12 protein-coding genes are annotated in these 11,739 nt (G+C 50.3%); 11 read left to right on the forward strand and 1 reads right to left on the reverse strand.

Translation table 11 applies throughout. The features are described 5' to 3' along the window. Nucleotides 1-41 precede the first annotated feature (41 nt). The 10 genes from M0R70_01415 (at nucleotide 42) to M0R70_01460 (ending at nucleotide 8,774) form a co-directional block, all read left to right on the forward strand. Complete coding sequence (locus M0R70_01415; GenBank protein MCK9418019.1) at nucleotides 42-512, forward strand: hypothetical protein; 471 nt, start codon at nucleotides 42-44, stop codon at nucleotides 510-512. Beyond that, entirely contained in the window at nucleotides 499-732 is a 234-nt protein-coding gene (locus M0R70_01420) for a hypothetical protein (GenBank protein ID MCK9418020.1), read from the forward strand. Before M0R70_01415 ends, M0R70_01420 begins: the two co-directional genes overlap by 14 nt. Nucleotides 733-806: 74 nt before the next feature. After that, nucleotides 807-1,667 carry a deoxyribonuclease IV gene (locus M0R70_01425; GenBank protein ID MCK9418021.1) on the forward strand — a complete coding sequence of 287 codons (861 nt, stop codon included), beginning with the start codon at nucleotides 807-809 and terminating at the stop codon, nucleotides 1,665-1,667. A 147-nt stretch (nucleotides 1,668-1,814) separates the two neighbouring features. Further along, a complete protein-coding gene (locus M0R70_01430; GenBank protein MCK9418022.1) occupies nucleotides 1,815-2,279 on the forward strand; it encodes a DUF2147 domain-containing protein in 465 nt (154 codons plus the stop codon). A gap of 457 nt (nucleotides 2,280-2,736) precedes the next feature. Further along, nucleotides 2,737-3,120 carry a HEPN domain-containing protein gene (locus M0R70_01435; GenBank protein MCK9418023.1) on the forward strand — a complete coding sequence of 128 codons (384 nt, stop codon included), beginning with the start codon at nucleotides 2,737-2,739 and terminating at the stop codon, nucleotides 3,118-3,120. A gap of 102 nt (nucleotides 3,121-3,222) precedes the next feature. Then, complete coding sequence (locus M0R70_01440) at nucleotides 3,223-4,194, forward strand: TIGR01212 family radical SAM protein (protein ID MCK9418024.1); 972 nt, start codon at nucleotides 3,223-3,225, stop codon at nucleotides 4,192-4,194. Nucleotides 4,195-4,289: 95 nt separating this feature from the next. Next, complete coding sequence (locus tag M0R70_01445; GenBank protein MCK9418025.1) at nucleotides 4,290-4,952, forward strand: histidinol phosphate phosphatase domain-containing protein; 663 nt, start codon at nucleotides 4,290-4,292, stop codon at nucleotides 4,950-4,952. A gap of 119 nt (nucleotides 4,953-5,071) precedes the next feature. Further along, the gene (locus M0R70_01450; protein MCK9418026.1) at nucleotides 5,072-5,785 is read left to right on the forward strand and encodes a tetratricopeptide repeat protein; all 714 of its coding nucleotides are present in this window, start codon (nucleotides 5,072-5,074) and stop codon (nucleotides 5,783-5,785) included. A gap of 353 nt (nucleotides 5,786-6,138) precedes the next feature. Continuing rightward, complete coding sequence (locus M0R70_01455; GenBank protein MCK9418027.1) at nucleotides 6,139-8,352, forward strand: PAS domain S-box protein; 2,214 nt, start codon at nucleotides 6,139-6,141, stop codon at nucleotides 8,350-8,352. After that, complete coding sequence (locus M0R70_01460) at nucleotides 8,349-8,774, forward strand: response regulator (protein ID MCK9418028.1); 426 nt, start codon at nucleotides 8,349-8,351, stop codon at nucleotides 8,772-8,774. The genes M0R70_01455 and M0R70_01460 overlap by 4 nt, the downstream gene beginning before the upstream one ends. A 351-nt stretch (nucleotides 8,775-9,125) precedes the next feature. Here M0R70_01460 and M0R70_01465 read toward each other — a convergent pair whose 3' ends face one another. Beyond that, nucleotides 9,126-10,463: a transglycosylase SLT domain-containing protein gene (locus M0R70_01465; protein MCK9418029.1), complete on the reverse strand. Its 1,338-nt coding sequence runs from the start codon at nucleotides 10,461-10,463 to the stop codon at nucleotides 9,126-9,128. A gap of 520 nt (nucleotides 10,464-10,983) precedes the next feature. Here M0R70_01465 and M0R70_01470 point away from each other — a divergent pair. Beyond that, nucleotides 10,984-11,739, forward strand: coding sequence for a 7-carboxy-7-deazaguanine synthase QueE (locus tag M0R70_01470; protein MCK9418030.1), 756 nt, complete (start codon nucleotides 10,984-10,986; stop codon nucleotides 11,737-11,739).

The following is an 11,739-nucleotide window of genomic DNA, read 5'->3' on the forward strand; positions in this document are numbered from 1 at the left end:
CATGAAAGAGAAGCCGAAAAAGAAGTTTGGAGGTGCGGCGTATGAATAAATTAATGCGTATTTATGTTGATACCTCGGTCATCGGCGGTTGTTTTGACGAAGAATATTCAGAGACCTCAAACAAGTTGATTGACCATGCAATATCCGGCGGACTTCTGCTGTTGGTCAGTGATGTTGTGCTGAAGGAACTGGAGAATGCTCCGGAGTTTGTTCGTAATCTGCTCAGCTCATTGCCGGACAGTTGTGTTGAACGAGTCTATTCCGACAATGAGACCTTTGCATTAAGGGATGCGTACCGTGAAGCAAAAATACTTGGTCCCAAATGGCTCGACGATATGACACACGTTGCGCTTGCCACTGTATCGCGGGCAGATGCAATTGTTTCATGGAATTTTAAGCATATTGTCAGGCTTGACAAGATGAAGGCGTACAATCAGGTAAACCTCTTGAATGGTTACGGTATATTGACCATCATCTCTCCGGTGGAGGTTGTGACAGATGAAGAAGAGTGATAAAACATTCGACTGCATTGCTTTCAAACGATCGGCGCAGTTGCAAATCTATGAAGAAATCAAGAATATGAGCAGAGAAGAACAAATTGCGTATTTTCACAACAAGGCGGAAACCGGGCACTTCAAGGAATGGTGGCTGCGTCAAAAAGGCCACGAGGCACATACACCCTGTTGTGCCGAAAAGGGGACGACGTATACGGCAAAGACTAAGAAAGAATAGAATGGTCCGATGAATACTAAAAATTAGCAAAAGCGATGCGATATTAATATGTCATGATTGATAGTGGTGAAAGAATGCCTTTGCGCATCGGTTTTCATGTCTCCATCTCCGGCGGCTTTTCCCTCGCGGTCCGGCGCGCCTACGAACTCGGCTGCAGCTGCATGCAGATATTCAGCAGGAATCCGCGCGGTTGGACGGTCAAGCCGCTCGATAAGGACGATATTGCCGAGTTCAAGAAACTGCGCGAGCAATGGGACATCGAACCGGTCTTCGTGCATACGAATTACCTCATCAACCTCGCGTCGTCGAAGCCCGACCTTTACGCAAAATCCATTGAACACTTCGTCATCGACCTGGAGCGCACCGAGGCGATCGGCGCGGAATATCTGGTCACGCACCTTGGTTCGGCCAGCGGGCAGGAACCGCAATGGATGATCGACCGCGTATCAGAAGCGCTGAACATGGCCATCAAGCTTCATGCACCGAAGGCCATGATCCTGCTTGAAAATACTGCCGGAGAAAAAGGCGATATCGGCTATGAACTTGAGCAGATACAGGAAGTCATCTCACGACTGAAAGATCCTTCCCGCATCGGCATCTGCTACGACACCTGTCATGGTTTTGCGGCCGGGTATGACATTCGCACCAGGACAGGGGTGGAGGCGCTGGCAAAGAAGATCACGGCGACTGTCGGCATGGAGCGGCTGAAGGGCATGCATCTCAATGACTGTCTGCGCGACTTCAATTCGCGTGTCGATCGCCATTGGCATATCGGTGAAGGCAATATCGGCCTCGAGGGATTTAGGGCATTGCTTGCCCATCCCGCGTTCAAAGAGGTGCCGAAGATTATGGAAACACCAAAGGAATCTGAAGACGATGATCCGAGGAATATGAAGACCGTTCGATCGCTGTTGAATGATATGAAACGTTTATGAACTGACGCTCACATGGGAGCATGAAAATTCCCCCTCACCTCGGTCCTCTCCCCTTGGGGAGAGGAAGTAAATGTTCCCTCGCCCCAGAGGGGAGAGGGTTAGGGTGAGGGGGGGCAGATGACAAATATTCGAAAGGAGAACTACATCATGAATACACGTATTCTGCAAATTCTTATGGTCCTTATTTTGCTGGTTCCGACTGCCGTGTTTGCCGGAGATGACGACATTCTGGGCGTTTGGAACAATCAAGAGAAGAGCGCGAAGATCGAACTATTCAAATGCGGAGATAAATACTGCGGAAAGCTCGTCGAGCTCACCGAGCCGAACTATCCGGAAGGTTCCCGGGAAGGCGTCCCGGGCACGCCGAAGTTGGACAATAACAACCCTGATCCGAATCTCAGGAAGACGCCGCGTCTGGGACTTGCCATCCTGCGTGACTTTGCGCATGCAGGAGAGAACAAATGGGCCGGGGGAAAAGTCTACGATCCCAAGAACGGAAAGACCTACAGCGGCAAGATGACGCTGGTCACTCCGGGTCAACTCGAGATGCGCGGGTTCCTCGGCATCTCGTTGCTTGGCAGGACAGCAACATGGACGAGAGTGAATCTGTAAAAAATGAAAAAGTACAACAACTGATGAAATCGTAAAAAAGTCATGTCTCACACAAAGCCACGAAGTCATCAAGAGAATAAACCTTCGTGATTAATGCAAACGCATTAAATATTGTTACCTGTAGGGCAAGGCTTTAGCCTTGCTTTAAGCAACCCTGAAGGGTTGCCCTACAAATGATATAACAACAATTATTGCGTTTGCTATAGTAACTGTTCAGGTCAAGATGTTATCCGCAGATTATGCAGATTTCATCACGCCTCGGCGTGACGTCCATCTAATCTGCGGATAAAAGGGTTTTTCTCTGGTGTAACGTTCTTCTGTGTTCAGATGTGCTGAATAGTTACCGTTATTATCGGATCTTTCTTCGTGATCTCTGTGCCTCCGTGTGATAATTTGATATTTTACGAGGTCATCAAAAAAGGAACAAATCTTTTGCAAAAAGCGAGGATGATAAAACATGGATGAAATACAAAGAAATCAAGTCCAAAAACGGCTGAGTCACGCAAGAGATTCCCTTAAAGACGCAAAGGCTCTCTTTACTGAAGGCGCGGAGCCGAGCTTTGTGATGAACAGCCTGTACTATACATTCCTCTATCCGGTGCTCGGACTGCTCCAGGCACGACAGATACCGGCTCCGATTCAGAGCACGGCGATATCGCTTTTTGAGCGGGAGTACGTTCAAACAGGGATATTTGAAAGCAGGTTCCTCGATGCTTTCCGAAAGGCTTTTGACCTCCGGCCGGCTTGCGAATGTCAGAAAAATATCGCCAAAACGGATATTGAGGAACTCTTGCCCGTTGCGCAGGAATTTCTGGATGCTGTTGAAAAAAACATTCAATAACGCATTGAAAACGACGCGCCGTCAATAATAAATCCCTTCTGGATTTTTTTGCCTGCCTCTGGTATAGTACGCAAGACTTTTTGGCCCGAACAGAAACCGGGTATGGTGCAAACATTCGTGCCGGTCCGTATTATGAAAGTGGCGGAAATCAGCGATAAGAAAACAACGGTAAGACGTTACAACGCTTTTGGGCAGTACATGAAGCAGTTGTACCGCGCGCCGGTCTACAAGGTGAACGTTGACGCGGGGTTTACCTGCCCCAACCGCGATGGTACGGTTGCTACAGGCGGTTGCATTTATTGCAACAACGACAGTTTCCGGCCCTCGGCGTGCACGAGCACGGCTTCACTGCGCGAGCAGATTAGCAAGGGTATTCCCTACCTCCGCTCGCGTTATGGCGCAGAGAAGTTTATCGTCTATTTTCAGCCCTATACCAATACGTATGCGGACGTCGGGATTCTCGATCGGCTTTACCGCGAGGCGCTCGACAATCCCGGAGTTGTCGGCCTTGCCATCGGCACGAGGCCGGACTGCGTAGACGAGGAAAAGATCGCGCTGCTCGAAACGCTTGGCCGCGACCATTTCGTTCTGGTGGAATACGGGCTCCAGTCGATCTACGATACGACTCTTTCTTTCATCAACCGGGGGCATGACTACGCCTGCTTTAAGCACGCACTTTCAATAACCATCGGAAGGGGAATTCATGTCGGAGCCCACCTCATACTCGGCTTCCCGACGGAAACGCGGGAAGAGATGCTCGCTATGGCCGATGAGGTCTCACGATTGCCGATCGAGTTCCTCAAGATCCACCAGCTTCAGGTGGTGAAGGAGACGGCGCTTGCGGATCTCTACGCGGAAAAGCCTTTTGCGGTCTTCGGTTATCATGAATATATCGAGATGCTGGCGGATTTTCTGGAACGGCTGTCGCCGGATATCGTGTTGCAGCGGCTTTTCGCGGCTGCGCCGGACGAAATCCTGATAGCGCCGCTCTGGAACAAAACTCGGAGCGAACTGCTTCGCGACCTTGATGCCTTCATGGAACAGCGGGGAAGTTACCAAGGGAAGGCGCGTTGATCGCGCGAATTGGAAATTGAAGATTGGAAATTGGAAATTGAAAAATGCAAAATAAATTTAAAATTTCCAATTTCCAATACACCGAAGGTGAGGCTATGATCGATCTCCATACCCATTCTTTATTCAGCGACGGCGTGCTGGTACCGTCGGAACTGGTGCGGCGCGCGGTGATGAAAGGGTACGAAGTTATCGCGATCACGGACCACGCCGACGCCTCAAACCTTGATTTCACTATCCCGCGGGTGGCCGCCGCGTGCAAAGAACTTAACCGTCGATGGAAGATCACGGCCCTGCCTGGCATCGAGCTCACGCACATTCCGCCGGAAACCTTCACCGAACTCACCGACCGGGCCCGCGCTCTCGGCGCAATGATCGTGGTCGCCCACGGCGAAACGCTCGTGGAACCTGTCCACCCGGGGACGAACAGGGCGGCGATCGAGGCGAGGGTTGACATCCTCGCTCATCCCGGCTTGATCACCAAAGAAGAAGCCGAACTCGCTTTCAAAAACGGGGTACATCTTGAGATCACTGCGCGCAAGGGACACAGCCTGTCGAACGGACATGTGGCAAAGAGAGCAGGCGAGACGGGCGCCAAACTCGTGATCGATACGGACACCCACGAACCGGGAGACTTGATCACCGATGAGTTTGCGCGGAACATCCTGCTCGGCGCGGGCCTGAGCACGGATGCGATTGCCGCGATTTTTCAAAATTCGAAGAGTCTGGCCGCAAAAGCGATTGCGTCTTTCAATAAGTAACAGCGGCACAAAAACAGGATAACTCGGAAAAACGGAATCATGTATGCCGCATAGTCTTTACTGTCTTTGTGCCAATAAGATTCTCATTATATCTAACCATGCAAGGGAGGTTTTTGGAAATGCTTACGATCAAGAAAAAAGTACGTGTCACAAAGCAAACACAGGAACAGGAGATCGCGACCATCATGAACAAGGTCACGACAGTTCTGTTAGCTTACAAAAAACAGGTTGTCATCGCCGTATTATTGCTGATAGCGCTGCTCGTGATAACCGGTGGCTATTCACTCATGCGGTCCGGGGATGAGCGGAAGGCCAGGTCGCTTCTCACTACTGCCTATGAATCCTATAGTTCATCGGGGTATTCGCCGGCGGACTACGGAAAAGCTCTTGAACTCTTCCGCGGCGTCCAGAATAAATATTCCGGGACCATGAGCGCGGCGATCTCACAGTATTACGCCGGCAACTGTCTGGCGAATCTCGGTCAGGCGGAAGAGGCGCTCAAAGAATATCAGGCTTTTGTAAATACCTACTCGGGCAAAAAATTTCTGCTGAAACTTGTGTATCAGCGCATGGGGTATGTGTACGTCATGCTCGGGAAACAGGCCGAGGCCATCAAGGCATTCGAACAATCAGATGCCATCGGAGACCCGGGCGTTGCTACTATCGAACTCGCGAGACTTTATGAGGCTTCCGGGAATATTCCCGAATCACAGAAAAAATATAAAATAGTGAAAGAGAAACTCGTCGGTTCAACATGGAGCGTAGAAGCAATGGGAAAGACGCAGGCGATCGAACCTGCTTCGAAACCGGTTGCTGAAAAAGCGGGGAAGTAACGGTTGGAACGGGATAGTAACGGCCATACATGCATTTTCGGAGGAAAACGCGAACATTCCCTGTCCCGGTTGCTGAATGCCGCTCTCTGAAAAATCGCTACTCGGATGGAATGCGGAAGATCATCCTTGCCGGAATTAGCGCTCTTACCGAGGGGAAGATGCCCGAGAGGGTCAGGCATGCGGATAGCCGCCATATCTATACGGTGCAGACGCCGCATGATGCTCGTTCACGCGTAATAAAATAAGACTCAACCCGCTATTTCCCAGGTAGTTTACAGCATACGTACTAAATGTCGAGTGTCGTCACCGGTCCCCACTTCATCTGATTTTCATCGATCCTGTTGCAGTGTCCTATGAAGATAAAGAACAAGAATAAGAAAATACTGTTCTTGATCGTCGCGGGCTTCCTGCTCTTTGCGGCATATACGGCTGTTCATTCGTTCCTGTTCCCGCACGGGACGTTTCCGAATGCGTTGCTTTTTGACCTCTCCGATTATGAACTTAATTTTAACTCATTATTTCTTGCCGGTCTCGTTGTTTTCGGAGCCCTTGCAGGCCTGTTCGGCATGCTGGCTAAAAGAATACTGGCAAAATATCGCCTGACCGGGGAACAATTCAAGAATCTCGTCGAACTATCGAACGACATTATCACGATCACCGACAAGGACGGGAAATTGTTGTTCATGAATGATGCAGCCTGTCGTATTCTCGAACGAAAACCGATAGAAGTGATCGGCAGCCCGTTCATGGAACTCGTGCACCCCGATGACAGAAAAAGATACCTGGGAAAGCGCGAAGAACTGGAAAAACTGAGAACCGATACGTTCATTGTTGAGAGCCGGTTCAGTACGAAGAGCGGAAAATCCATAACGGTCCTCCACACGGTCCGCGTGCTCACTGATAATGCGGGAGCGCTTGTCGGGATGCTTGGCATCGCGAGAAATATTACCGAGGGCAAGCGCGCGGAAGAATCGATGCAGAAGGCTCTTGCGCGAGTAACTGATGATAAGACGAGGTTGGAATCCATTCTTTCAACGATCGACGAGGGCATCAGTATTCAGAATACGGATTTTAAGGTCCTTTACCGGAATCAGGCGCACCTGCGTATCTTCGGCAGGGAGGCCGGGGGTGGATATTGTTACCAGGCATACACTCATGCTGATTCACTCTGTCCCGGCTGTCCGGTGGAGGATACCTTTAAAGATGGAAAGATCCATCGGCTGGAAAAAGAGCTGTCAAGTAATGGTGATGTTCGAATCGTTGAGATCAAAGCCTCTCCCGTGCTGGATGCCTCAGGCAATGTCGTCGCCGGCATCGAAGAGGTCAGGGACATTACGGCACGCAAACGCGCGGAAGAGAAATTAAGGATGTTTTCCGTTGCCATTGAAGAGGCGATTGACGGCATTCAAATCGTCGATCTCGACGACCATATCGTCTATTCCAACAAAGCAATAGGGCTGATCTACGGATTTTCGCATGAGGAACTTGTGGGGAAGCATATCAGTGAGATGAACGCTGACCGGGAGTTTGCCGACCGGTTCATCATCCCGAAGGTCAGAGAAACGGGTCAGTGGAGCGGAGAGCTTATGGCTGTCCATAAGGACAGGAGAACCTTTCCAATCTGGTTTTCCACGTCCCTCGTGAAGAGCGAGCACGGCCGGCCCATTGCAATGATAAGCTCCATTCAGGATATTACCGAGCGCAAACAGGCAGAAGAGACCATGAAACAGAATCATGACCAGCTTATGAAGCTGGTTGAAGAACGCACCCGGGAACTGTCAAGCGCAAATCAGAAGCTCCTCAGTGAGATCGCGGATCGTGAAAAAATTGAACAGGAACTGCTCAAGTCGCAGAAACTCGAATCGCTCGGCATCCTCGCCGGCGGCATTGCGCATGACTTCAATAACCTGCTTGCGTCGATTGCGGGTAACATCTCGCTCGCAATGCTGGACGTCGATCCAACGAACAGCGCCTATCGGCAGCTCGAAGGAGCGGAGAAGGCTTCGCTCAGGGCCCGGGACCTTATCCGACAGCTGCTCACGTTCTCGAAGGGCGGAGCTCCGGTAAAAAAAGCGGTGGCCATCGGCGACCTGATCCGGGAAGTCACCGGTTTTACCGTGCACGGTTCACGCGTAAAGTTCTTTTTTTCCCTCCCCGAGGACCTCTGGCCTGCGGACGCAGACGAAGGTCAGATCAGCCAGGTTCTCCATAATCTTATCATCAATGCGGACCAGGCAATGCCCAGGGGGGGGACGATCACGATCAGCTGTGAAAATACCGTTGTTGCTGAGCCTTCAAAACTGCCCTTGAAACAGGGAAATTACGTGAGGATCAACATTCGGGACCATGGTATCGGCATAACGCAGGAGAATCTCTCGAAGATATTCGATCCATATTTTACGACAAAGCAGAAAGGGAGCGGGCTGGGCCTTGCCATGGCATATTCCATTATCAGCCAGCACAGCGGACATATTTATGCGGAATCGAAACCAGGGAAAGGCACAACCTTGATCATCTATCTTCCCGCAACCGATTCGGGAACAGCGCAAAAAGGACCAGTACAATGATATCATTCACGGGCACAGGGAAAATATTGCTGATGGATGACGAAGAGGACATCAGGCAAAGCACGGGAGACGTGCTCAAGCGACTTGGTTATACGGTGGAATTCGCCGGTGATGGATCACGTGCCGTCGATCTGTATCAAGAGGCGAGGGAGGCAGGAAAACCCTTTGATGCCGTGATCATGGACCTGACCATTCCGAACGGCATGGGCGGGAACGAAGCGATTGAGAGATTGCTTGCAATCGACCCGAACGTCAGGGCGATCTTGTCGAGCGGACATCTGGACCATCCGATCGTGGAAGATTACAAAAAGTACGGTTTCTGTGGAATGGTAAGAAAGCCCTTCCGTATCAGTGACCTGGGAGAGACCTTGCATGCCGTAATTCAGAATAGCGTATCAGGCGCACCCGAAGGGCATTCGTAAAGATAGATTGGATTCCGGAACAAACGATAGAGCAATGCATCTATCCAGGATAATGCGATTTTCGATCTTTCCGTATATCGTGCGGAGGGTCGGACAGGTATCATCGGTGATAGCGGCGTAATTCGCAGATTATGATTGATCTAACAGGTTGTTGAAAAACACTTAGTTTACCCTTCGACCCTTCGGCAAGCTCAGGGTTCAGGGCGAACGGAGCGTGTATTGAATTTATTCGTATTTATCCGTTCGTGGTGAGCCTGTCGAACCACAAAAAGACTTTTTCAACAGCCTGCTAATAATTAAAAAACGGGTCAGGGAATATTCCCTGACCCGTTTTTTTGTCATAATGCAAGGTTAAATCTGGTCGGTGTCAACGACCAGTTTGATCTTCTGTCCTGCGCGCACACTTCTGCCGATACCCTTGTTCCACTCCCGGATGTCGGCGATGGTCACATTGTGATTCTTCGCGATCCGAATAAGCGTTTCGCCGCGCCTGACGCGGTAGAGTATCTGCTGTTGTTTGCTTGCCTGCCCCATTGACAAGTAGCTGACGTCATGGTTTTTCCCGTTTATGTCTATGGGAATGAGCAGGTGCCTGCCCGGCGCTATCCGGTTCTTTTTAAGCCCGTTGATGTCGCGGATAGCCTCCGGGTTCGTGTTGTACTGTTTTGCCAGCGAGGAGAGCGTTTCGCCTTTTCTGACCTCATGCCGTTCCCACTTGATTTTCTGCTCCGGAGGGATAGCGGCATAGTTCGCAAGGAATTTCTCTTTCTTGCCAACGGGGATTCTCAGGGTGTACCGGTCATAGTGCGGAGGAGTTACCCACCGTTTGATCTCGGGGTTCAACTCTTTGATATCCTGATAAGCGCATTCAGCGCAACGGGCTATCAGTCGAAGGTCCGTGCTTTCTTCGATCACCACTTCATCATACGTGTAGGGATCGACCGCCGTTACGATGAAGCCGTAGGCCTCCGGGTTCTTGGCTATGATGGTTGCGGCCATGTATTTGGGAACATAATTCTTCGTTTCCGGCCTGATGTACCGCGAGGCTTTCAGGTCCCAGAAGTCATCGGAGCGGGTCCTGCGCACGGCGCGCTGGACTTTGCCGGCGCCCGCATTATACGATGCGAGGGCCAGGGGCCAGGAGCCAAAGAGGTTGTGCAGGTCTTTCAGATGCTCAGCAGCAGCATTCGTGGACTTAATGGGGTCCTTCCGTTCATCGATCCACCAGTCGATCCTGAGTCCGTAGATTTTTCCCGTTGCGGACATGAATTGCCAGGGACCGACGGCCCGCGCCCAGGACACTGCATAGGGGTTGAATCCGCTCTCGATCATTGCCACGTAGACAAGGTCCTCTGGAAGGTTCTTTTCTTTGAAGATCTCCCTCATTACGGGAATATACCGTGCGGACCGGTCAAGCCAGATCTGAAACACATCGCGCCCGCGCGTCTTGAAATAATCCAGGTGGTTTTCCACGCTGTCGTTCAGGATCATGGGGATATTATAGGGTTTTACATAGGCTGGATATTCAATGACTTCATCCAGTTGGGCCAAATCTTCGGATGGAGGCTTCAATTGAGAGGGGATTACTTCCTCCGTTTCAGGTGAAATAGCATCTGAATGCACGGGTTGAACGGGGAAAAGGGAAAGAACACTAAGTATCAATAAAATAAGGACAATTTTATAGTTCATATTTTCTCCTTTGCGTACTTAAAACTTACATTATCTGTTGATTATTGTCAAGAAAAAAGACGAATAAAATATGTGGAACTTAATATTAATTTTGGTTTATTTTCAGGTAAAACCACAACGAAAATGGTAAGGATTTTCTCTGTGCCTCCGCGTCTCCGCGGTTAAATTCGACTTATTGCGATTTCATCGATATTACTACAATATTCTGAAAGAGTCCTTTAACAGGTTGTTGAAAAACACTTAGTTTACCCTTCGACCCTTCGGCAAACTCAGGGCGAACGGAGCGTGTCTTGAATTTATTCGTATTTATCCGTTCGTGGTGAGCCTGTCGAACCACAAAAAGACTTTTTCAACGGCCTGTAAAAAAATTAATCCGTGTCTCGACGCGGACTGTGTTTCTGTAATGCCGGAACCGCAGCCTATTATTTTTTTGAGGTGATACTGGTTGAACTATATTGTTCGAAGCTCTCCTCCGAGGTTACACTTGTAATTCACGGTATTGTTCTGTATTATTGCCTGCATGGAACACGCCCGTATTCACGAGATCTTCAGCTCAATTCAAGGAGAGGGCCCATGGGTCGGCCAGCGGCATATCTTTGTACGCTTTGCGGGGTGCGATATCCGATGCCGTTACTGCGATACACAAACTGACTCTCACTTGGGAACTAAAGAACCGGACCTTCAATTCTGCAGCGTTCAACCCGTGCCGGGATCGAACAAGCGCGAACAGGCGCCGAGTTCGCTTTCATCCGAGATGCTTACACAATACTGCACACGCCTCATGATACCGGGCCCGTCGCGCCCGGTGATCAGTCTGACCGGTGGCGAGCCGCTGTTGCAGGCATCGTTTCTGGCGGACTGGCTTCCTACGGTGCGCGGCACATTCAGGATTTATCTCGAAACAAGCGGTATTCATCACGATGCCATGACGGACATGAGAGATCTGGTGGACGTCGTAAGCATCGATTTTAAGCTTCCTTCCGCCACCGGGCTGCGACCGTTTTGGGAGGAACACAAGAAGTTTTTGCAGGCAGCGCAGGGGAAAGCACTTTTTATAAAAGTTGTTGTGACAAAAGACACGGAGAAGAATGATATCCTCACTTCCGCCGGGATCATTGCCGGTTTTGACCTATTCACGACGCTCATTATTCAGCCTGCGGGGGGGGCTCATGCTCCTGAATCTATCCTGCTCATGGATTTTCAAGATGCGGCGCTCGGGATCCTGTCAGATGTTCGCGTCATTCCTCAGGCGCATACGATGTTGAACGTACCGTAG

The sequence above is a fragment of the Nitrospirota bacterium genome (assembly GCA_023229435.1).
GTDB lineage: Bacteria > Nitrospirota > UBA9217 > UBA9217 > UBA9217 > JALNZF01.

What these genes read in the sequence shown, in the direction of transcription:
- M0R70_01415 (MCK9418019.1), top strand. Translation starts at nt 42, where the DNA reads ATGAATAAATTAATGCGTATTTATGTTGATACCTCGGTCATCGGCGGT.
- M0R70_01420 (MCK9418020.1), top strand. Translation starts at nt 499, where the DNA reads ATGAAGAAGAGTGATAAAACATTCGACTGCATTGCTTTCAAACGATCG.
- M0R70_01425 (MCK9418021.1), top strand. Translation starts at nt 807, where the DNA reads ATGCCTTTGCGCATCGGTTTTCATGTCTCCATCTCCGGCGGCTTTTCC.
- M0R70_01430 (MCK9418022.1), top strand. Translation starts at nt 1,815, where the DNA reads ATGAATACACGTATTCTGCAAATTCTTATGGTCCTTATTTTGCTGGTT.
- M0R70_01435 (MCK9418023.1), top strand. Translation starts at nt 2,737, where the DNA reads ATGGATGAAATACAAAGAAATCAAGTCCAAAAACGGCTGAGTCACGCA.
- M0R70_01440 (MCK9418024.1), top strand. Translation starts at nt 3,223, where the DNA reads ATGGTGCAAACATTCGTGCCGGTCCGTATTATGAAAGTGGCGGAAATC.
- M0R70_01445 (MCK9418025.1), top strand. Translation starts at nt 4,290, where the DNA reads ATGATCGATCTCCATACCCATTCTTTATTCAGCGACGGCGTGCTGGTA.
- M0R70_01450 (MCK9418026.1), top strand. Translation starts at nt 5,072, where the DNA reads ATGCTTACGATCAAGAAAAAAGTACGTGTCACAAAGCAAACACAGGAA.
- M0R70_01455 (MCK9418027.1), top strand. Translation starts at nt 6,139, where the DNA reads ATGAAGATAAAGAACAAGAATAAGAAAATACTGTTCTTGATCGTCGCG.
- M0R70_01460 (MCK9418028.1), top strand. Translation starts at nt 8,349, where the DNA reads ATGATATCATTCACGGGCACAGGGAAAATATTGCTGATGGATGACGAA.
- M0R70_01465 (MCK9418029.1), bottom strand. Translation starts at nt 10,463, where the DNA reads ATGAACTATAAAATTGTCCTTATTTTATTGATACTTAGTGTTCTTTCC.
- M0R70_01470 (MCK9418030.1), top strand. Translation starts at nt 10,984, where the DNA reads ATGGAACACGCCCGTATTCACGAGATCTTCAGCTCAATTCAAGGAGAG.